At 44.1% G+C, this 20521-nt stretch carries 17 protein-coding genes; 2 read left to right on the top strand and 15 right to left on the bottom strand.

The window, feature by feature from the left end; genetic code table 11:
• Window positions 1–2 precede the first annotated feature (2 nt).
• A complete protein-coding gene (locus G3M70_15005; GenBank protein QPJ63112.1) occupies window positions 3–2408 on the top strand; it encodes a PBP1A family penicillin-binding protein in 2406 nt (801 codons plus the stop codon).
• A gap of 24 nt (window positions 2409–2432) precedes the next feature.
• On the opposite strand, the gene G3M70_15000 is transcribed toward G3M70_15005, so the two are convergent.
• The 10 genes from G3M70_15000 to G3M70_14955 are packed head-to-tail and all read right to left on the bottom strand — an operon-like array spanning window position 2433 to window position 16092.
• Window positions 2433–4640 carry an ABC transporter substrate-binding protein gene (locus G3M70_15000; protein QPJ63111.1) on the bottom strand — a complete coding sequence of 736 codons (2208 nt, stop codon included), beginning with the start codon at window positions 4638–4640 and terminating at the stop codon, window positions 2433–2435.
• Window positions 4633–6039 (bottom strand): sigma-54-dependent Fis family transcriptional regulator, encoded by a 1407-nt coding sequence (locus G3M70_14995; GenBank protein ID QPJ63110.1) that lies wholly within the window; start codon window positions 6037–6039, stop codon window positions 4633–4635. Before G3M70_14995 ends, G3M70_15000 begins: the two co-directional genes overlap by 8 nt.
• Window positions 6040–6046: 7 nt before the next feature.
• Window positions 6047–7264, bottom strand: a complete 1218-nt coding sequence (locus tag G3M70_14990) for an argininosuccinate synthase (GenBank protein ID QPJ63109.1) — start codon at window positions 7262–7264, stop codon at window positions 6047–6049.
• A 40-nt stretch (window positions 7265–7304) separates the two neighbouring features.
• Window positions 7305–8303, bottom strand: coding sequence for a glucokinase (glk, locus tag G3M70_14985; protein QPJ63108.1), 999 nt, complete (start codon window positions 8301–8303; stop codon window positions 7305–7307).
• Between the two features lie 13 nt (window positions 8304–8316).
• Window positions 8317–9564 carry a transaldolase gene (locus G3M70_14980; GenBank protein QPJ63834.1) on the bottom strand — a complete coding sequence of 416 codons (1248 nt, stop codon included), beginning with the start codon at window positions 9562–9564 and terminating at the stop codon, window positions 8317–8319.
• A 4-nt stretch (window positions 9565–9568) separates the two neighbouring features.
• Window positions 9569–10894, bottom strand: coding sequence for a glucose-6-phosphate isomerase (locus G3M70_14975; protein ID QPJ63107.1), 1326 nt, complete (start codon window positions 10892–10894; stop codon window positions 9569–9571).
• Between the two features lie 55 nt (window positions 10895–10949).
• A complete protein-coding gene (locus G3M70_14970) occupies window positions 10950–12506 on the bottom strand; it encodes an SPOR domain-containing protein (protein QPJ63106.1) in 1557 nt (518 codons plus the stop codon).
• Window positions 12487–14547, bottom strand: a complete 2061-nt coding sequence (locus G3M70_14965) for a PBP1A family penicillin-binding protein (GenBank protein QPJ63105.1) — start codon at window positions 14545–14547, stop codon at window positions 12487–12489. The genes G3M70_14970 and G3M70_14965 overlap by 20 nt, the downstream gene beginning before the upstream one ends.
• Complete coding sequence (locus G3M70_14960; protein ID QPJ63104.1) at window positions 14544–15437, bottom strand: hypothetical protein; 894 nt, start codon at window positions 15435–15437, stop codon at window positions 14544–14546. Before G3M70_14960 ends, G3M70_14965 begins: the two co-directional genes overlap by 4 nt.
• 4 nt (window positions 15438–15441) lie before the next feature.
• Window positions 15442–16092 (bottom strand): helix-turn-helix domain-containing protein, encoded by a 651-nt coding sequence (locus tag G3M70_14955; protein ID QPJ63103.1) that lies wholly within the window; start codon window positions 16090–16092, stop codon window positions 15442–15444.
• A 558-nt stretch (window positions 16093–16650) separates the two neighbouring features.
• On the opposite strand from G3M70_14955, the gene G3M70_14950 reads away from it, so the two are divergent.
• Window positions 16651–17016 carry a hypothetical protein gene (locus G3M70_14950; GenBank protein ID QPJ63102.1) on the top strand — a complete coding sequence of 122 codons (366 nt, stop codon included), beginning with the start codon at window positions 16651–16653 and terminating at the stop codon, window positions 17014–17016.
• Between the two features lie 10 nt (window positions 17017–17026).
• On the opposite strand, the gene G3M70_14945 is transcribed toward G3M70_14950, so the two are convergent.
• The 5 genes from G3M70_14945 to G3M70_14925 all read right to left on the bottom strand — a co-directional run bounded on the left by G3M70_14945 (window position 17027) and on the right by G3M70_14925 (window position 20395).
• Window positions 17027–17218 (bottom strand): hypothetical protein, encoded by a 192-nt coding sequence (locus G3M70_14945; GenBank protein QPJ63101.1) that lies wholly within the window; start codon window positions 17216–17218, stop codon window positions 17027–17029.
• A 48-nt stretch (window positions 17219–17266) separates the two neighbouring features.
• Window positions 17267–18469 (bottom strand): radical SAM protein, encoded by a 1203-nt coding sequence (locus tag G3M70_14940; protein ID QPJ63100.1) that lies wholly within the window; start codon window positions 18467–18469, stop codon window positions 17267–17269.
• 427 nt (window positions 18470–18896) lie between these two features.
• On the bottom strand, window positions 18897–19229 hold the full coding sequence (locus tag G3M70_14935; GenBank protein ID QPJ63099.1) for a hypothetical protein: 333 nt from the start codon (window positions 19227–19229) through the stop codon (window positions 18897–18899).
• A 349-nt stretch (window positions 19230–19578) separates the two neighbouring features.
• Entirely contained in the window at window positions 19579–19749 is a 171-nt protein-coding gene (locus G3M70_14930) for a hypothetical protein (protein QPJ63098.1), read from the bottom strand.
• A 79-nt stretch (window positions 19750–19828) separates the two neighbouring features.
• The gene (locus G3M70_14925; protein QPJ63097.1) at window positions 19829–20395 is read right to left on the bottom strand and encodes a DUF2062 domain-containing protein; all 567 of its coding nucleotides are present in this window, start codon (window positions 20393–20395) and stop codon (window positions 19829–19831) included.
• Window positions 20396–20521: the final 126 nt, after the last annotated feature.

Genomic DNA, 20521 nt, shown 5'->3' with positions numbered 1-20521 from the left:
ACATGAGTCGAATCCTGGACAATCAACCTCCCGTAACTTTCCGAAGAAAACTGAAAAAGAAAAAAAAGAAAAAACCCGGTTTCAAAAAATTAATGCTGGTTTCTTTTCTTTCACTTTTTCTTCTGGTTCTATTTGCTGGTTTTGTTGGAGCTGGTTTCATTTTCTTCTATTACTCCCAGGATTTACCAGATGTGCGATCCCTGAAAGAATACCAACCCAGTACAATCACTCGGGTTTACTCGGATCAGGATGATCTGATTGCCGAGTTTTATATTGAAAAGCGGATCATCGTTCCCTTAAAAACAATACCAAAACTATTAAAGCAGGCTACACTCGCCGTTGAAGATTCCAATTTTTACTCTCACTTTGGAATAGATCCCAAAGCCATTTTCAGAGCTTTTCTAACCAATATACAGGCTGGTCATGTGGTTGAGGGAGGCAGCACCATCACCCAGCAGCTTTCCAAAACTCTTTTTCTTTCCAGCGAGCGAAGTCTCGAAAGAAAAATCAGAGAGGCGATTTTATCGGTCCGGATGGAACTGGTTTTTTCCAAAGATGAAATCCTTGAAATGTACCTCAATAATATTTACTACGGACATGGCAGTTATGGTGTCGAAGCAGCAGCAAGGACTTATTTTGGAAAAAGTGTAAAAGACCTGACCCTTGTGCAATGTGCGGCCCTCGCAGCTCTTCCAAAAGCACCAAATAACTATTCTCCGTACCGTTATCCTGAGAAATCCCTCAAGCGCCGGACTCATGTTTTAAAGAGAATGGTGATCATGGAAAACATCACCCCTGAAGAAAGAGAGGCAGCTTTAAAAGCGCCGCTTCAATTGGGTGAGATCACCAACATGCTGAACAAGGCCCCCTATTTTGTTGAACATATCCGGCAGTTTCTGCAGGAGAATTATGGGTCCAATAAACTTTATCGGGATGGGCTGAATGTCTACACCACCTTAAATCTCCCATACCAGGAAATAGCAACTGCCGCTGTTCAAAAGGGTTTGCTGGAGGCTGACAAGCGTTATGGCTACCGAGGACCGATCAGCTCTGTGGATCTGGATGGGGGCCGCGAAGCCATCATGAATTCGCTTGATCAGTACAACAAATTCAAGGAAGGTCACATTCCTGAAAGTGGGGATCTCGTTCACGCGGTAGTTCTTCAGGTGTTCCCTAAAGAAGTGGATGTGGACCTAGGTTTCGCTGAGGGTTCGATTGCCCTTGAAAAAATGAATTGGGCGCGCAAACCCAATATCCGTCTTGACGGACGATGGGCGCGCATCAAGAATGCACATCAGGCTTTAAAACCCGGAGACCTCGTTCAGGTTCGATTGCTTAACCAGAATCAGGATGGTGATTGGGCTCTTGCCTTGGAACAAACACCGGAAGTCCAGGGAGGGTTGATCAGCTTAAACCCACTAACGGGTCAGATCCTTTCAATGGTCGGAGGATACGATTTTCAGGAAAGCCAGTTTAACCGGGCAATTCAGGCCATCCGACAACCCGGCTCTGCGTTTAAACCCATTATTTATACCGCAGCACTCCAGGAGGGGTATACCCCTGCTAGCATTATCATCGATGCACCAGTCATTTTTAATGAAAAGGAAGATACCTTTGATAAATGGAAACCCGTAAATTTTGAAGAGAAGTTTTATGGTCCTACTTCCATTAGAACGGCTTTAACCCATTCGCGCAATGTCGTCACTATTAAACTCCTGCAAAACACAGGAGTTCAAAAAGCAATTGACCTTGCCAGACAGATGGGGATTAAAAGCCCTATGTCAGAAAACCTGTCTATCGCCCTGGGTTCTTCCGGTCTAACCCTTTATGAACTGGTGTCTGCTTATTCTATTTTTGCTAATGGAGGAAAGAAGGTGGAGCCCACTTCCGTCCGCCATATCATAAACCGGGACGATGAGGTCATATACCGGGCAACACCTTCTGAAATTCAGGTTATCTCCCCAGGCATGGCTTATCTGATTACAAGTTTGCTTCAAAGTGTAGTGCAACACGGAACCGCTACTAAAGTAAAAGCCCTGGGCCGTCCTGTGGCTGGAAAAACTGGCACAACCAATAACTTTGTAGACGCCTGGTTCATGGGATATACCCCTGAAATGGTAACAGGAGTCTGGGTTGGAAAAGATAAAGACGAGCCGCTGGGACAGAACGAAACAGGCTCGAGGGCTGCCATTCCTATTTGGCTGGATTACATGAAGAAAGCTATGAACGGAAAGCCCATAATGGATTTTCCAGTCCCCGATGATGTGATGTATATAAAAATTGATCCTGAAACAGGAAGTTCGGCAGAGTTTGATTCACCTTCATCAAAATTCGAGGTTTTCCTTAAAGACAATCCACCTGAAAAGGGAAAAAGCGAATTGGATCCAATGTCGCAGAATACATTCTAGAGTTATACCGCTATCAAAATAAAATCATTCTACTTCTTCTATTCGGTGACCGCGTACGCGTAACCGTGACAGTTTCTTTTCTGATTCACCCGATGGCAATATCGTAGTGGTCCCAGCAACACCGGGAAAATCTTTAATCTTGGGAAGGCGTTTCAAAATCTCAATCCGGTTTTGAGCATTCTCCCGAATGAGCTTAATGAAGATTCTCGCACTGTCATAAGCCTGGGCTGAAAGCGCTGGCGGCTCTTCCCCGAACGTGGTGAAAAATTCCTTCTTGAATTTTTGCACATGTGGCAAACGGGAATTCGAAAAATAACCATCTACAAACAAAGCTGACCCCAGATATTTTCTGGCCTGATCCACCAACTCTCGGGAATTCCATCCATTGGTTCCCAACAACTGGACTTGCTCGATATTATAAAAAACCAATTGCGGGGCAATCAACCCAACCTTGTCATACAAACCAGGGATGAATATAGCGTCATAGTTTAGTTCCATTGAGACCTTCAACCCTTCGATCTCATCCTCATCGAAGACTCCTCCTTCAACAACCGGTCTGGAAAATACTCCTTTGTCATTAAGGTCCTTTGGCCTCGTCCCATTTTTAAGGTGCCGCATAATTATTTTCTTTAGCTTATCATCGGGGACACCACCAATTTTCAATATCTGCTCCTTAAAATCGCTTTGGCTGCGATCATAAGAAAGGCTTTCAACAATCGTTCCTCCTAGAGCTTTCACATGTTCCGTAAACTCATCTCGAAGTTGATGCCCAAAGTTTTCGTCGGGATAAAGAATGACAAATCGATAAAGCCCCATATCATTTATTGCGTGTTCAGCGAGGAATCGGGCTTGGATACCTCGAGTCAACGCATTGCGAAAAATATTTGGGCTTAACTCGGTTAGCCCTGGAGATGAAGCTGTTGGTGTAAATGCCGCCAATTGATATTGTTCCAGGGTTTTTGCAGATTCTCTTACTTCACCGCTTAAAATAGGGCCGATAATACCTACCACGTTGGGGTCTTCTGCCAGTTCTTCAATCATTTTATTAACATCACGGCCTATCCCCGAGTCTCGAACCACTAATTCCATTTTTTCTTTTTCAACCAGGGATAATTGATTAAATGCCAATTGAATCCCCTGTAAAACCTTTTGCCCGACAAGAGCACGTTCGCCGGAAAGTGGAAGCACCGCTCCGATTCGAATTACCCTCCGGGAATCCTTTTTCTGCCTCTTTTGTACCCTACGAAAAAACTCTATCTTTGGATGGGTCGGGAAGCGGGAAATAAAGTCCTCAAGTACAATCTGATAACTTCCAGAATCACGCTCCGCCCGGTAATAATCCATTAATCGGAGAAGAGCCAGGTCCCCTGGGTATTGCCTTAAATACTGGCGAGATAATTCTACAAGTTGGCCTTTGTCCAGACCTTCTTTGATAAGGGCCTCGATCTGCTGATGCGCCTCCTCTTTTAGATCTTCATCCAGCTCCTTCCCTTCAATTTCCAGAAGCCTTTCCAAAGATTCTTTATAGTCGGCTTTTTTTGCGTTAATTTTTCCAAGAAAAACCAATGCTTCCCAACGCAAGGCTCCATCCGGATTGTCCTTTAAGACCCGATCAAATACTGCTTCGGCTTCATTGAATCGCTTCAATTCAAATAAGCATTTCCCTTTAACTGACAGTCCTCTTTTCGCAAAGGATGAACTGGAATGGTTAAATACAAGAAAATCCATTAATCGGAGAGAAGATACGTAGGATTGGCGCGCAAAATCTATTGTACCTAGCCGATATATAGCCTGGGGAATCCGAGGATCATTCGGGTGAAATTTCAGAAAATCATTGTAATTTAATTGTGCATCAGACAAATCACCTGAGTGGTAATAATTCTCCGCCTGCAAAAAGAGATCGCCCGGATTACTCAATTCTTTCAAAACAGGCTTCTTTACAGCAATGGAATTCTCCCCCGATTTCACAGTTGAAAAATGAGAGCTTTCCTTTTTCAATTTTCGTAAAGGCGGTAATCCCGGAATAATATCAGTTTTTACTTTTCCTGTTTCAAAATTGGATTCGCTTAAAGAGTCATTAGCAGATTTAACAGCTGAGCCCGTGGAAGGTGAAGCGGTTGTCGAGGTGTTTTCATCAGCATTCACAGATCCCGATAATAAAAGGCAAATCACCAGAAACAATGAAGGCCGAGATAAAATGACCGGCTTTAGTTTTTTAAAGGGTTTATTCATCAATCTGAACTTTTCCTTTTAGCTGGTGTTTCTTGACTCGGTACCGCATGGAACGAAAACTCAAATTAAGCATTTTAGCTGCCTTGTTAATCATACCGTCTGATTTACTTAGAGCCTTTAGCAACATGCTTTTTTCAATTTCATCCATAGTTGTTTCTAGATCGATAGGTCCATCTGTTTCTATATGAGGAACCGCTCCTATTGGTACGGTTTGAGTTCCGGTAATATCATCAGGCAGGCTTGATTTAGTGATCAGGTTTGAAGTTTCCAAAACAACGGCGCGCTCAATTACATTTTCCAATTCTCTAACATTTCCTGGCCAGGAATAATTCTCCAGGACTTTCATTGCTTCCGAATCAATACCCTCTATTTTCTCTCCTCCCTTGTGTTGACTGATAAATTTTTGAAAAAAATGATTCGCGAGGAAAGGAATATCTTCAGGTCTGGAGCGTAGCGGTGGTAACTCTATCGGAACAACTTTCAAACGATAATAAAGGTCTTCTCGAAAAGTTTTGTCTTTTACATTGGATTCGAGATTCTGGTTTGTCGCCGCAACAATTCTGAGATCTACTTTGATAGGATGAGTTCCACCAACACGGACAATCTCCATTTCCTGGAGAACCCTTAATAATTTTACCTGGATGGATAAGGGAGCTTCTCCAACCTCATCCAGAAAAAAGGTACCCCCACTGGCCGCCTCCATCAAACCAACTTTGGTACTATCAGCACTGGTAAACGCACCTTTTTCATGCCCGAACAACTCACTTTCCAGCAACGCTTCCGGAACGGCCCCACAATTGATCGATATAAAGGGGCCCTCTCTGCGTGGGCTGTTGAAGTGCAAAGCTTTGGCGACCAGTTCTTTTCCGGTCCCACTCTCTCCAAGAATAAGTACGGTTGCATTGCTCGTGGCCACTTTGGAGATGTAATGGAAAACCTTCTGCATCCCCTGGCTTTTCCCAATAATGTTTGCGAATTCGTATTTTTCCTTTAATGCCAGTTTCAGTTGAATGTTTTCGTCTGCAAGGCGTTTTTTCTCAACAGCATTTTTGAGGATCAGCTTTAATTCTTCATTTTTAAACGGTTTGGACACATAGTCGAATGCTCCCTGTTTCATAGCATGCACTGCCGTTTCAGCGGAAGCAAAAGCGGTCATCATGATTACAGGAGTTTGGGGGCGTTCACGGGTGACGGCATCCAAAACGTCCAGACCATTCGATCTGGGCATTTGGATATCGGTAAGAATGGCATCAAAATCTTTTTCTCTGAGGAGTTTGACGGCCTCAATACCATTTCGAGCTGTCCGGACAGAGTAGCCCTCTTTCTCGAGCATTATGGAGAGAACTTCACAAATGTTCTTTTCGTTGTCGACCACCAGGATAGAACTCATGGGCCTCATTTAGTCATCAGACTTCATACTTTCCAAAAGCCTGAGCGTAGAGCTTCAATCGGAGAGCATTCAACCGGATAAAACCTTCAGCATCGTCTTGCCTATAAACGTCGTCTTTTTCAAAAGAGGCGGTTTCCTGATGATAAAGAGATTTTTCAGCCTTCCGGCCTACTATCCAGCAGCGCCCTTTATAAAGCTTAACCCTTGCCGTTCCGGTTACATTTTTTTGTGATTCATCAATTGTTTTTTGAATCAGTTCCCGCTCGGGCGAGTACCAAAAACCATTATAAACCAAGCGGGCGTATTCCGTGATGAGCGAGTCACGCAACCGCATCACCTCTCTATCCAGTGTAACCGATTCAACACCTCTGTGAGCCTCATGCAAGATTGTTCCTCCCGGGGTTTCATACACACCACGGGATTTCATTCCAACGAAGCGGTTTTCAACAATATCCACCCGACCTATTCCGTGCTGCCCACCCAGCTCGTTTAATTCAGAAAGCAAGGCATCTGGAGCCATCCTCACGCCATTCAAGGCAACAGGATTTCCTTCAACGTATTCAATCTCAACAAGGCCTGGCTCTTCTGGCGCATCTTCGGGGGATACACTCATAACAAACATATCAGCTTCCGGCTCAAACCAGGGATCTTCAAGCACTCCTCCCTCAAAACTGATGTGGAATAAATTACGATCTGTGCTGTAAGGCTTCGCTTTGGTTACGGGTACCGGAATCCCATGTTTCTCTGCGAAATCGATCAAGGCAGTTCGCGAATCCAGGTCCCATTCCCGCCAGGGAGCCACAATATGAATATCGGGGTCCAATGCCAGGTAGGCCAGTTCAAAGCGAACCTGATCATTTCCTTTTCCCGTGGCACCATGGGAAACCCCATCTGCTTTTTCAAGGTGGGCAATTCTTATTTGCTCCTTTGCAATCAATGGACGCGCAATCGATGTTCCAAGTAAATAAAAATTTTCATAAAAAGCGTTGGCCCGGAGCATTGGGAATAAAAAGTCGCGTGCAAACTCAAGTTTCAAGTCCTCAACGTAGACCTTGCATGCTCCCGTCGCAAGAGCTTTCTCCCGAACAGGATCCAGTTCCGCTCCTTGGCCGATATCTGCGCAAAAGGCGACCACCTCACTTTGATAATTCTCTTTTAACCATTGAATGATTACAGATGTATCAAGTCCGCCAGAATACGCCAGCACAATCCTATTTAACTTGGTTGGTTTCATAAATCCACTACCTGATCTTTTTTGATTATTAATTAAGGAATCAACTTTCCGGAATTATTATATGGGGATTTACCAAAAGGCCGGCAGCCCCCCATAAAGGAGCCCGTTCATTAATGATCATATAAACTGGAACTGATTCCATAAAAGTATTGAACTTTTTTTTATTTCTAAAACTTTCAAGAAACAACTTTTGCTGTGGTTCCTTCAGGATTTTTGGCGGAATGCCTCCCCCGATGTACACTCCCCCAGTTGCCAGCAATCGAAGAGCCATGTCGCCAGAAACGGCTCCCAGCATTGAAGCGAACAAGTTTATAACCCGACGCCCCAGGCTTGAATCATCCTGACAACTCTCTTCCAGAATTTCAGCGGCTGTCAGCTTAATTTTATGGCCTGCAGTTCCTTCATTCTCTTTTGAAGACTCTTCGGGCTTATTAAAATATTTGTAAATTCTTTCCAAACCTGGCCCAGACAATAAATCCTCAATAGTTAATGAAAGCCCTGCGTCTATAAAGCTGGAGCACAGTTTCAATTGTTCATGAGTGGAGGGTGCAAAACCGCATTGCCCACCCTCAGTATCCAGAATCTGAAATTTGCCATCACCCTGTGAAATCAAATAAGCCTGTCCTAAACCGGTTCCTGCTGAAACCACTGCTTTCCGGCCTGAATCCACAGGTTTTCCAGCCTGTAAAACCAAAAGGTCTGCCTCTTTTAAAAGAGGCAGACTGGCAGCCGTTGCGGCAAGATCATTTACAAGCAAAGCTTTTGAAAAACCAAACCGTGACTTCAAAGAAGCCGAATCTATTTCCAAGTCAACGTTTGTCAGCTGACATCGACCATTTAAAACAGGCCCAGCGACCCCAATACAGGCTCTATCCGGCTGTGCTCGGGCATCTTTTAAAAATTTCTCCAGTGCTTCATCAAGGGAACCCAGTTCTTTAACAAGATACCCTGCAAATTGTTCCAGTCTTAATTCACCGGCAACAAAATCAAACAGGCCAAAGTTTACTTTGGTTCCTCCAATGTCACCTGCCAAAATCATTTGGAGTCAGCGTTTACAGGAAGGATGCAATGCGATCATCCAGTGCCGCCTGATCTTTAGTGAATGACATTAAAGCGGATTGGGTCATGAGGTCATCCAGGCTCACTGTTTCGGGCCATTTCCCCACATTCGGAATTTTTCCATGGGCCTGGATCGAATCAAGGTCCTGCTGGGAAAAACGATGAAACAGGGAAATATTTTTCCCCTCAAAAAATCCCACAAGTTCCTCCCCTGTCATTTTATCCAGACCTGGTGCCTCCAAAAGCTGATCCACTCCATTTTTAAACGATTCGTTGACCTCCCACAAAGCGTTACATTTGACTCCCCACATCTGATCAAAATCAATACCGGGCTCAGGGTCGTTACCCACCTGATTCGCAATATCTCCGGGTGTTCGGGATGAGTCGATAAAGTCCTGCATGGCTTTAGGCGGAATGGTCTGCACATCGACTCCACAAAGGGCCGCTACCTGATCGCCATTTCGAATACTGGCTGCAATCAATTTTGATTGTATAGCGGGATTCTCCCGACGCAGCTCCAAAAGGGCCCGCTGAGTAGCCCGGGTAACCTTTTCTCCAACCATTTGTCCTGAGCCCAGTTTATTATCCACGACTACCTGATTGAGACGTCCCAGAAAAACATTAACAAACTCAGGATTTGACAAACGTGCGGCAAGATAGTTTTGTCGTGCAGAGAACCCCAGCGTGAAGTTTATGGGCATGCCCTCTTTTGCAAGTTTCCTTACCGAAAGTAATCCTTCGGGTGTCAGAGGAATTTTAATAATGAAAAACTCCGGGCAAACACGAAGATATCTGCGGGCATAATGCAAAGTGCTTTCAATATCACGTGCCATAGTGGGATGCAATTCAACACTGACCTTAACCCGGAAGGCTTCAACCAGACGTAGAGCGATCCTGCAGTTAATTACAAAGCCGATTTCCAAGAGCAGGTCTTCCCGGCTTAAATTCCCCGCATCCCCTTTCAATCTGGTCACTGTTTCAGAAATCACGTCATCCATCACCCCACTTTGAACAACCTGATTGGCTAACGTATTATTCGTTGTCAGGGCAGTCAATTCCTGTCGCCAAACGGACTGGGCTAATTCCAGGTCACCAGTATCGATCCATAATTCCGACCCGTTTTTTTTAAGGGCAGCAAGCAAAGGTTCGCTTTTATAATTTGCTGAAACAGCTTTTTCCCCTATTTCCTGACAAGCCAGTTGATGAACTATCCCATCCAATTGTTCGCTCACAAGCCCCATGACGTTATTCCTTTCCATAGCCTGGTTTACCAAGAAGACGAAACATATTGCGTTTGTAAAACTCCACGCCCGGTTGATCAAACGGATTCACTTCCAAAAGATATCCGGACATGGCGATAGCCCTCTGGAAAAAATAAAACAAGGCCCCTAGAGTCCTGGGGGACCGGTCTCTTAATTGGAGCGTCAAGTTAGGAACACCACCCTCCAGATGGGCTTCTACGGTACCTTTGTAAGCTTTTTCGTTGATAAAATCCAGCGATTTTCCTTCAAGATAAGACAACCCGTCCCCATCCCCGGCAAAGGCTGGGACCTTGAGGTCTTTATTGGATTTTTCAATCGTCATAAACGTTTCAAACAGGTTGCGTTGGCCCTCTTGTATCCATTGGCCAAGTGAATGCAAGTCCGTTGTGAACAGCACAGAAGCAGGAAATATCCCCTTTCCTTCTTTACCTTCACTTTCACCCGCTAATTGTTTCCACCACTCCAGAATAAACTCTAAAGAAGGATGAAAACCCGACATCACCTCCAGAGTTTTACCCTGCTTATAAAGCGCATGGCGAACGGCGGCATAGCGGTAGGCAGGATTCCCAAGTAAATCTGCAGTCTCAGTGCTCAACTGCTCCATTTCACGAGCCCCTGCCATTAATTCCTTTATGGAAATTCCTGCAATTGCAATAGGAAGCAAACCGACTGGAGTCAATACAGAAAAGCGCCCTCCCACATCATCTGGAATCACAAAAGCAGGGTAACCTTCACTATCAGCCAATTCCTTTAAGGCACCGCGTTGACTGTCTGTTGTGACTACAATCCGCTGTTTCGCCCCATCAATACCAAAGCGCCTCTCCAGGTGCTGCTTCAAAACCCTGAAGGCAAGAGCAGGTTCTGTTGTGGTCCCGGATTTCGAAATGACATTGAGAGCAAAAGGACGGTCACCTATTGCATCAATAAGGTCGGAGAGGTAATCCGAACTGATGGCATGCCCTGCAAAATAAATCTCTGGGCCACCCCTTTTGTACCTCGAAATCTGATTCCCGAAAGTGTGGGAACAAAATGTCAAAGCAGCCTTGGCCCCCAGGTAGGACCCTCCGATACCAATACAGACAACTACATCAACGAGATTACGAAGTCGATCGGCTTCTTTTGAAATTTCTTCCAGCAAGCTTTCTGAAGTTTTTGAAGGAAGGTGAAGCCAGCCTAGAAATTCACTACCGAGCCCCTCCCCTTTTTCCATTTGATGGTGGATTTCAGCTATTTTTTTCTGACATTCAGCAAGGGTATCCCCACAAATCAACTGACTTAAATTTTGGAGATCAATGGAAATAGGAGTCATTTGGGAAAGGCCCTCTAAAGCGAACCTGAGTTTCCTGGTTTGAAAAAATCTGGCCTCAGGAAGACTTGGCAGGTTGCTTTATGGCGATAAGAAAATAGTTGCGAATTAATCTGAGCTGCACCATTCGATCCGCTATTGAACGAGCCTGATCTTTTGTGTCGAAAGTGCCGACCCGTATCTTATACCAGTATCCGCCTTTTTTCCGCTCAACTTTAAGAATATAGGCCCCGTCTATGCTGTTTCTCTGGATGGCTTTGATCAATTTATCTGCTTTGGCCTGTGTGGTCACAGCCGCCACCTGGATGGTGTAGGTTCTATTGTCAGCAGATGGGACCGGCTTGGGAGTCGCCTTCTGTTCCCATTCGACCCCTTCACTTTCATCGGGTAACGGTTCTGGGGTTTTAAGTTGCCAGTCAACCATAGCGGCACCCACAAGAAAAAGAAACACAGCAAAACCAAAAACCCCGAATTTCACCCGGGTTGGCTGCCCGCCAAGCTGATGTACCCCATCCATAGCCTTGAGAACCAAAGCTTTTAAACCTAACAAAATGGAATTAAAAACCCAGCTGAAAAACTCCCTGATATAACGCCCCCAAGGTTTGACAATACCTGTTTTGACCAAAAGCTCTTTTAATACTTTCTGGTCTTCCGAGGTAAATAACCTGACGCGTTTCCACTTTCCTCCCAATCGGGATTCTTCCGCCCTGTCAATAAGGGCACCACGAACTCTGGGGTTTAATTCCGAAAACACTTCTCCACATTTTTGGTGCAAAACCGGGTCTCCGGTTTCAAACCTCTTCTCGGCATAGCAATACCCGATCATTTCCATCAACTTTTCTTTTTGTTCCGGGTTAGCCTCTGGAAGAGCGTAAAGATAAAACTCAATGGTATGCGTGTCGTTTTTTTTCTTTGCCAGTAGAATCGGCAACATGAAACGCGCTATTTTCTTATGTGCGCCGGTTTTCAGTTCCAATGCCTTTCGGAAAACAGGTTCCGATTTATGCGTGAAAAGATCCTGTTCCAGAAAGTAGTTGGCAAGAAACTCTACGAGCGGTTTGTCCTCGTAATGCTGCGCCTGCAAAATTAATAGCAAAATATCAATTTCCTTCGAGCTTGGGTCGACTTTACGAGTCAGCGAAGACACCATTACATCCCGAAAACGCTTGTCTTCAGGATCACGCAGGAAGGCTTGCAAAAAAATGCGCTGGGCTTCAGAGTCCTCAACCCCGGTTGCCAGTAGATACTCTGCATATTCTCTCAGAGCCCTCTGCCGCAAACGCTTACCTGTTCCAGGCCAGAAATAGGAAGAACGTGTAAAGTCGATCAGGTTTTCAAAGCGGTGGGTGACCCCTTCTCGCCCAGCTTTAATATCAATTTCACGTAGACCCGCGAGCGCATTGGCAAAACGCCAATCTCCAATAAACCCAAATGCAATGAAACCCACCACCATAGAAGTTCCCAACAGGGACCATTTCAGAACGGAGTCGTCTACCTGCATGCCCTGGAAAAAAACTTCGTGAAGGGCAAACAGAACACCATAACCGCAGGTAATCACAAGCATCACCACAACGCCCATGCGAACAAAAATAAATTTAAAACCCTGGTATACCATTTGTCTCAGACTGCCCTGTTAAAGGAGGCGCGGGAACCAACTCATCCACTTCTCCCCTGGTTTCATTAAAAATTGGAGCCATCTGAAGTGGAGTCTCCAACTTGACGGCCACCTCCAGAGTATTTGGCATATTAGCTGTCGCAAGGTAACCGGTGGTAGCGTCAACCCTCGCAAACCGGATTCCATCCGGAACTGGAAACTTCACCCGTGATTTATCTTTTAACGCCTTTTGCATGAAATATGTCCAGATAGGAGCAGCGGCAGAAGCTCCTGTCATTCCTTTGTCATTTTTGTCCAGCATGGGGAGGTTATTATCTTTTCCCACCCATACGCTGGTAGACAGGTCTTTGGTAAATCCGTTGAACCAGGCATCTTTAAAATCATTTGTGGTTCCGGTTTTTCCACCAGCAGGATGCTTGAAGCCCATTCGACGCACTACTCTACCGGTTCCCTGCTCCACCACACCTGTCATCATATCCAACAAAGGATAAATAGCTTTTTGCGAAAACTTTTGAACACCATGATAAAAATGCTCATAGAGTGGGTTTCCTCGGTAATCTTCCACTCTTTGAATTAAGTACGGCTCATTCACTACACCCAAATTGGCTATGACACTATAGGCTGATGCCATCTCGATTGGAGAAACCCCTGAGGTACCGAGAGCCAATGAAAGATGTGGTCCCAGCGGACTGGTTATTCCAAACTGCTTTGCAGTCTTGATCACTCTTTGGGGAGTAACCTGGTGAATCAATTTGGCAGAAACTACATTGAGTGATCGCATTAACGCTTTTTTTAGAACGATGGGACCTTCATAAGAATCGTTGAAATTTTTTGGCTGCCAGGGTTTTGAGCCCGGCACCGGAATGGTTACCGCTTCGTCCACAACAACACTTGCGGGGTTTAGCCCAAGGTGTTCCATTGCAGTAAAATATACAAATGGCTTAAAAGAGGAACCAGGCATTCGTATATTGGAAACAGCACGATTAAACTGGCTTTGCGAGTATTTCCGACCCCCAAGCATGGCCCGTACAGCACCTGTTTTATTTTCTATCGAAACCAACGCGGCCTGCAATGGATGCAATCCATCAAGTTCCGGTTTTAACCTTTTTTCCAGAGCAGTGAGGTGGGTTTCAACAGACAATTGGGCCAAACTTTGAAACCTGGAGTCCAGCGTAGTAAATATTTTCAGCCCCCCAAAATGCACAAAATCCTTTCCGTATTTTTTTTCAAGTTTTTCAATAACAAAATTGACAAAATAAAGGTTCGGGTTGGTTTCCTGTTTAGGAGGTACCAGCTCCAGCGGCTCGTTCAATGTGGCATTCATTTCACTTTGGGTTATAAACCTAAGCTCCACGAGACGCTTGAGCACATAATTTGCCCGTTCCATTGCGCGATCAAGATTGTTATATGGATTTCGATAATTTGGGGAATTGGGTAGACCGGCCAAAAGCGCTGCCTGGAGAAGAGTGAGATCACGAGCCCGTTTCCCAAAATACTGGAGGGATGCTTCTTCAACCCCATAAGCCCCACTGCCAAAATATACCTGGTTGCAGTAGGCCTCCAGAATTTCCTCTTTGGAAAATGCACTTTCCATTTGAAACGCTATTAACAGCTCCTTGTATTTCCTGATCCAGACACGATCAAATGCAAAAAATAGATTTTTGGATAATTGTTGGGTGATTGTACTCCCGCCCTGAACTATACGACCCGCTTTAAGGTTCGCGATGGTGGCCCGTATCATCCCTATATGATCCAGGCCATGGTGATCCCAGAATCTTGAGTCTTCTGTAGCAACAATGGCTTTTGTGAAATGAGGGCTGACTTCTTTGAGTGATATTGGATGCCTCTCACCCAGAACCTTCATTACCTCACCATCGGCCGAATAAACCTCAGTCGGTAAACTCAATGCAATCTTCTCGAGACTGTCGGGTAATTGTGGAAGCTGATCCTTGACCATGTGATAGATTCCCACGACCCCAAAAAAACCGATCAGGATAAAAACATAAATGCCAAAAACAAGATTTTGAAGGAACGACTTCATCGAAGCCCTCCTTCATTTGAGAAGGAAGACAGAGCTCCCGCATCTTGCGGAGAACGCTCAATTAAAGACAGCATGTTATTGGCCACTTCCTGGGGAACAGGAATGAGCAGGACCTGTGTAAAAAATTCGGATTCGTATTCAATTCCGAAAACAACAGCCCCTGGAAACCGTGGGCTATCATTTTTCACACCGACGCGCGTAATATGAAATTCCTTTGATAAAAACCACTGGGGATCGGGAAAAAGGGTTTCCTGTGTAATCGGATCGAGCGTTCGCATTACCTCGAGAAATTCCTTTATCGGGTATATGGACTCAGATAAAAACTCCTGTGCCTCTAATGTCCCCTCCTCCACAGTCCGGGTCGACTCCATTTCCTCAATCTGATCAACAGTAAGAAACACTTCGCGAATAGGAAAGTTTTGAGCATTAATGAAACTGACTGTGATCCATGAGCCAAAACGGCTCATCAAGACTCGACTCCAGGATTTGTTGGAATCAATTTCAATCAGCTCAAACGGAGATATGATTCGCCTCGCCCACTTTCCGGGGAAATCAAAATACAATTGCAGGAACTTGTCGCGGGAAACCAACAAAGGGAATGAAGGGTTCAGAGATTGAAATAATTCACGGAAAGACTTGATGGAATCGGAGGAAATTCTGCGTAAATTCTGGTTAGAAAGAATGGATTGAATTTTCTTTTTTGCTGCGAGCTGCTCCTGATCCCTCTCCCACATACGGCCCAATTGTGCACGTTCATGGTTATTCCATTTTAAATAATTCCCGACAGCCTTTTCGACGGCCTTGCCATAAAACTCGGCGACCCCCAGGAAGACAATAAACGAGAAAAATACAAGACTATTCAAATAGCCCTTTATTGCTTTTTCTTTCAAAGCCTCAACCTACCGTTGTTTTTCGAACTGATCGAGTTACGGACTTTAATTTGCTGATTTTTTCTTTAAGAGATTTACGGTTTAATTTTTTTCGACCTGGTTTACCCGGGCTTGGCTTTGTATCAGGTTTTATGGCACCAGCCTGTTCCAGAACCTTTGCCTGCTCTTTCATGTTTTTTTTATCCCGGGTAGTTGTAGACCACGATCCAGTTCGTTTTCCACTCCCGGACACCCTGTATTTTTTTCCAATATTATTTAAAAAAGCTTCCTGTTGCGGCTCCGGCAATTTTCTAAATAAAGCCAGTAATTTCATTTCTTCACTGTCCATCGCAATTATTGATTCTGTTGCAGGATTCTTGAATCTGACAATACCCCGCTTCATATCAAAAGATTTAATCTCAGGCTTTGGGTAGTCCAACCTATCTGCCAGCATGGGGGAGAGTTGGTAAGGAGTCATTTCCTGTGTCAGCAGGCGTTCAAGAGAGATATTGCCCAAGCGGGATAACTTGACCAGAGTGCCCACCGAAGCATCTCTTTCTCCTGCTTCGTACCGCACATATGTTCGAAAGCCGACTTTCAAAATTTCCGCCATTGCCCCCTGGGTGCACTTTAATTCCTTACGAATGGTCCGGATATTTTTAGACAAAATGGACATTAACCCCCTCCTGATTTTAAAAATCGTAACTGAGTAATTTCTCTGGGTTTCATTTTGATCGAGCCCCAAATTACCTAAGACCTTTTTGTCGACCAGGTTATTTTTAATAACTTTTTGGCTGGCAATTATGGGTAAAAATAGACACCTCTGGTCCGAATTAGGATGAGGGTATTTAGGGCAGCATAAAACTGTTTTTACGAGGTTTCGTAGTTGCCAACTGGAAGTTTGCTAAGGCAGGTCCAATTGGAAAAAGCGGCAGAAACTCCTTATCTTCGATAATATCTTGACCTCGCTTTTATTGTCAAGGCAACAGAAAATAAAGCAGTTACGGATGCTCCTGCCAGAAACCCGGGAAGAGGAAATAACCATTTCCTGGAAAACATTTTCTTGACACTCTGACCGTTTTTTGACGATTCAATCGACCACCCGTCAATTGCTTGAAATAATAATCCTTTACTTCCAATAAGTTAGCCGACATAGACGTATTCGCATTTTGGTATGAGTTTTGCTTTTTTATTGTGGGAACCCAATAACAACCCAAACCTGGAGACCCCGACCATGGAACAAGGTGACCCAATGGAAGAACACTATTCCCGGCTGAGTGATGCCATTATGAAAGCCATATCTAATTCCCCTGAAATCAGTAAGTTGCTAACCGAATTGAAGGAAAAGGGATTGATCACTCCCGAATCTTATTTCAACTTTATTTTGAGCCTGGAAGAATTGTCGACCCTTCTGGAAATCCCGTCTTATCCTGAAAACCTCTACAAATTGGAACCGTCCAAGGAATCAGATGATGAAGAAATTTTAGGGGAGAACATTGAAAAAAGTGGATTTTCTGAAAACGAAATGCGCTTTGAAGAGTATTACCGCAAAATGTTTGACGAAAAAGAGTGGTTAAGAAAAGCTCGATTAAAATTTTAGTCAACCTGGCTCAGGTTTCCATTTGGCGAAAAACGCTACCATCACATGAAACGTATTTGATCTGCCTGACTGGTACGATGATCACCTCTTTGTTAGTGGTAACCTCCAGCATCTCTAAATCATCGCTAATGTAATGCTTCTCCGTGTCTTCAAGTAACAATTCTTTATTGTCAACAAAAACCACTTTTAACCAGTAAGCCATACGTCACCTTTTTAGTTTTCTCTTTATTACAGATCCCGCTTTCTGGACCTACGCCGGCAAAGGAACCTGCTCGAATTTTTTTGAAAGCGGGTTTCTTACATAGTCTTCGATATAGTTCTTGATGAAACCTTTTTCATATAGTTTTTTATTGGATTTTGCAGTATTTACATTGTGGAGAATTCGAAACCGTTTTCTCGGAAACCAGGATTTAAACTCATCAAATGTGGTCCCGGCAATATCCCGATCCCCACCTGACGGATGCTCCATAATGACTTTTGGCAGATAGACCATCCCTTGCCCGTTCAATCGTTTGGCTACATCTTCAAAAGTCAGTAAAGTAGAACAATCTGAATCCCCCCCGAGCATTGCATTAGGAACATAAAGATAGCGCGCCCTGTTTTTTCTGAACAAGGTCAGAAGCCGAAAAATATTTCCGGAAACCACTACCCAGTCATTTTTCTCAAGACCGCAGGCATCAAACATCTTTAATATTTTTTTTCGATTGAGCCAGGCAGTGATGTAGGACTCCGTGTGTAACTGGGTCATGTTGGGATAATCTGCATCCAAAATTTTTTCTGCTTCTTGCGCAAGATGCCTTCGTCCCACACGCATCACTTCGGTAGTTTCCGCATCAATATATTTTAAAGGAGTGAGGCATCCCATCCACAGAGCGCAATCCGGGTTCACCCTGGATATGACCTTCGCATCAGCGGACATGGTATTGGGCCCAAAAGAATAAAAATTCGCCGATGTCACCGAAGGGCCATCAATGAGCTGCAGAACCTGCTGGACGGATGGTGCATGTGGCATTAATTTCTTTCGAGCTTCCCCCAAAGTGATGACCGATAATTCGAAATCTATTCTCCCTGGGTATTTTTTTGCCAGATAATCTATTTTTTCGGGTTTTGCATAGCCCACCGTAAAAAAAATAACTTTCTTGTCTGTGGTATCCAGAAACTCTTCCAGCCAGTTCATGGCTTTAGGATGCAAAAACAAATCGGTCCATTCCATATATTCGTTGCCACCAAGCAGCCAGGCTTCGTTTCCTTTGGTAGGATAACTCTGAATTTCGCGGAGGATAAATTCCCAGTGCTCCTGGGTTGTCATTGGAGCTTCAATTGTAGGACGATAGCTGTGGTCTTTTTCGTAACAAAAGGTACACTTGACAGGGCAGGTTTTCCCCAAACTTATGGGGATTTTTCTTTCTCTTATTTCCTGACGCAAAACATTGTATAAAACTTCAGAATCCAATTCGTTTCCCCTGCATTACTTACTGTAAACAAACTTCAAGTATCGGGATGATCTTAACTGAAATGAAAATAAATTTACCCTTAAAAAGAGGAATTATTTTCCCATCAATTATACGACACTATATCATGTTTTTTAAGGTAACTTTCTTACAGGAACCAAAGACAGGGAGCCGAAAAAAGACAAAAATCACACCAAGGTTGGTGGACAGTTTCTTTAACTAGAAATCTACCTTGAATCAATGAGGTCGGAAGTTAATAGAAATAACTGGTATTGTATTTTCTCACTTACAAAACATTTGTTATTTAAATATAAAACCGAAAAGAATTCGGTACCCAAATCATAGGTTTCCACCTATTTTATATGTAAAATTTTCAAATATTATTATGCTTTTAAACCCCAAGCGCCCCCGGCAACATTAGCCTGGGAATCAATGCCAACTGTTAAAAGCTTCCAGAAGGGATTGTTCAATTGGGACCTCTTCCTTTTCCTCTTCCGTAAGCTCCGCTACTAAACTGTTCAGGTGAACCGCAGAGCAACCCATATAGGCGATGCTTTCCTGATCAAGCTTATAAGATCCCGATTTCAGTTTTTTAGTCAATTCTCCGAGATGACTGGCATCCTCAGGATTGACTGATGCACAGGACTTAAACAACTCAATTGCTTCTTTAAATTTTTTTTCCTGATGCAGGTCCATCCCGTTTTTAAAAAGCTCCTGGGCTTCGCGGACCTGTTCAACCGAAACGGTTTGTTCTCGCGGCATGATGATTATCCTGTTCCCTGAAAATTAAAACTAAGAGCGTTAATTCGTCATTATACCATGATTACCCGTTACTTCTTTTCTTGCAGGTTGGCAATGCCACAGTTGAGAAACTGCAAAAAAGAAAAGCCCGCCAACTTTGGCGGGCATTTTCATTTACCAGTTCCTTGACCTGTTTGAAGAGAAAAATCAGGGGCACGGTATATTAGGGACTCACAACCCGGGATTAGTAAAAACACAAGCCCGCTAAAGAACCTTCACAGTTCTTTACTTAATTGATGTCCCATTGAGGTATTACCAAGTGTCCGTCAAATAAAGACTATCCTTGAGGAAAGTCCATAACCTGACGGTACTATTCGCCTCCGCCGGCTTTATCCGGGTTTGGAATTTCTTTCTCGATCGCTGTAGGGTTGTCGTATTTTTGCTTACAAACACCATGAGGACAAACACCCGTCGCGTCCTCGCACCCGGCGGTCATTACGGAAAAGGCGATAAACATTATCGCGATGACCAGCTTTTTCATCAATTTCTCCTCTTTATTTGGACGACATAGAATTCTGCATATTACAAGACACGCCTTTTTATCATATTTCACAAACATTTCAATCTATTTTTTCCTCCATAGGCCCATTTTTTCTTTTCCCACGTTCCATGGCCAGTTTAGCCCGTACAAGCTGCCTATGAGCCTTGGTATCTATACCAATTACAAAGAAATAGCCAACCACAGCTAGAATGGTGCCAACAATGCATCCACCAACCCAAAGGGCCTGAAAAACCTCCCCGCTGAGTTGTTTAAGACTATCCATCGATAGATCATTTACCAGGCTGCTGTCAAATTGGGTTCCCAGTATTTCAGCCCCTAAATAATACGTAGCAAAATAAATGGGAGGGGCAGTCAACGCATTGGTTAATTGGGCTGCCACAACCGCCACAACTTTACTGCACCTGAATATGGCAGCCAGAACCAATGCTATTCCAGTCTGGAAACCGAAGGTTGGTGTGGTACTGATAAAAAGCCCTAACGCCATTCCCCTGGCCATACTCTCTTGACTCACCTGAAGACGGATAAATCGGTAATAAAAATACCTGAAAACTCGACGTATGGTTTCCATTATGGATTTGAGATAAAGTGAGTCAACACAAGGTCCACTTTTCTGTGGAACCACCATGTCGAGCAGAAATTTTCCAATCTGGAAAACATCTATTGATAAGAATTCTCATTAAAGCTTTTCGTGTATAAGGAAGCCTTCTGGCGGAATACCAGGGCGCAGGAAAAGTCATTTGAAGTCAATTTA

Origin of the sequence: Candidatus Nitronauta litoralis (genome assembly GCA_015698285.1) — a bacterium.
Lineage (GTDB): Bacteria > Nitrospinota > Nitrospinia > Nitrospinales > Nitrospinaceae > Nitronauta > Nitronauta litoralis.
Note: the sequence above shows the minus strand (reverse complement) of the source record. Positions and strands in the feature narration are given on the sequence as shown.

Coding starts and splice junctions, on each gene's coding strand:
- G3M70_14975 (QPJ63107.1), bottom strand. CDS start 10,894: ATGACTCCTATTTCCATTGATCTCCAAAATTTAAGTCAGTTGATTTGT.
- G3M70_14990 (QPJ63109.1), bottom strand. CDS start 7,264: ATGAAACCAACCAAGTTAAATAGGATTGTGCTGGCGTATTCTGGCGGA.
- G3M70_14935 (QPJ63099.1), bottom strand. CDS start 19,229: ATGCCGCGAGAACAAACCGTTTCGGTTGAACAGGTCCGCGAAGCCCAG.
- G3M70_14950 (QPJ63102.1), top strand. CDS start 16,651: ATGGAACAAGGTGACCCAATGGAAGAACACTATTCCCGGCTGAGTGAT.
- G3M70_14930 (QPJ63098.1), bottom strand. CDS start 19,749: ATGAAAAAGCTGGTCATCGCGATAATGTTTATCGCCTTTTCCGTAATG.
- G3M70_14995 (QPJ63110.1), bottom strand. CDS start 6,039: ATGAGGCCCATGAGTTCTATCCTGGTGGTCGACAACGAAAAGAACATT.
- G3M70_14970 (QPJ63106.1), bottom strand. CDS start 12,506: ATGGTATACCAGGGTTTTAAATTTATTTTTGTTCGCATGGGCGTTGTG.
- glk (QPJ63108.1), bottom strand. CDS start 8,303: ATGATTTTGGCAGGTGACATTGGAGGAACCAAAGTAAACTTTGGCCTG.
- G3M70_15000 (QPJ63111.1), bottom strand. CDS start 4,640: ATGAATAAACCCTTTAAAAAACTAAAGCCGGTCATTTTATCTCGGCCT.
- G3M70_14965 (QPJ63105.1), bottom strand. CDS start 14,547: ATGAAGTCGTTCCTTCAAAATCTTGTTTTTGGCATTTATGTTTTTATC.
- G3M70_15005 (QPJ63112.1), top strand. CDS start 3: ATGAGTCGAATCCTGGACAATCAACCTCCCGTAACTTTCCGAAGAAAA.
- G3M70_14945 (QPJ63101.1), bottom strand. CDS start 17,218: ATGGCTTACTGGTTAAAAGTGGTTTTTGTTGACAATAAAGAATTGTTA.
- G3M70_14955 (QPJ63103.1), bottom strand. CDS start 16,092: ATGTCCATTTTGTCTAAAAATATCCGGACCATTCGTAAGGAATTAAAG.
- G3M70_14925 (QPJ63097.1), bottom strand. CDS start 20,395: ATGGTGGTTCCACAGAAAAGTGGACCTTGTGTTGACTCACTTTATCTC.
- G3M70_14980 (QPJ63834.1), bottom strand. CDS start 9,564: ATGGGGCTTGTGAGCGAACAATTGGATGGGATAGTTCATCAACTGGCT.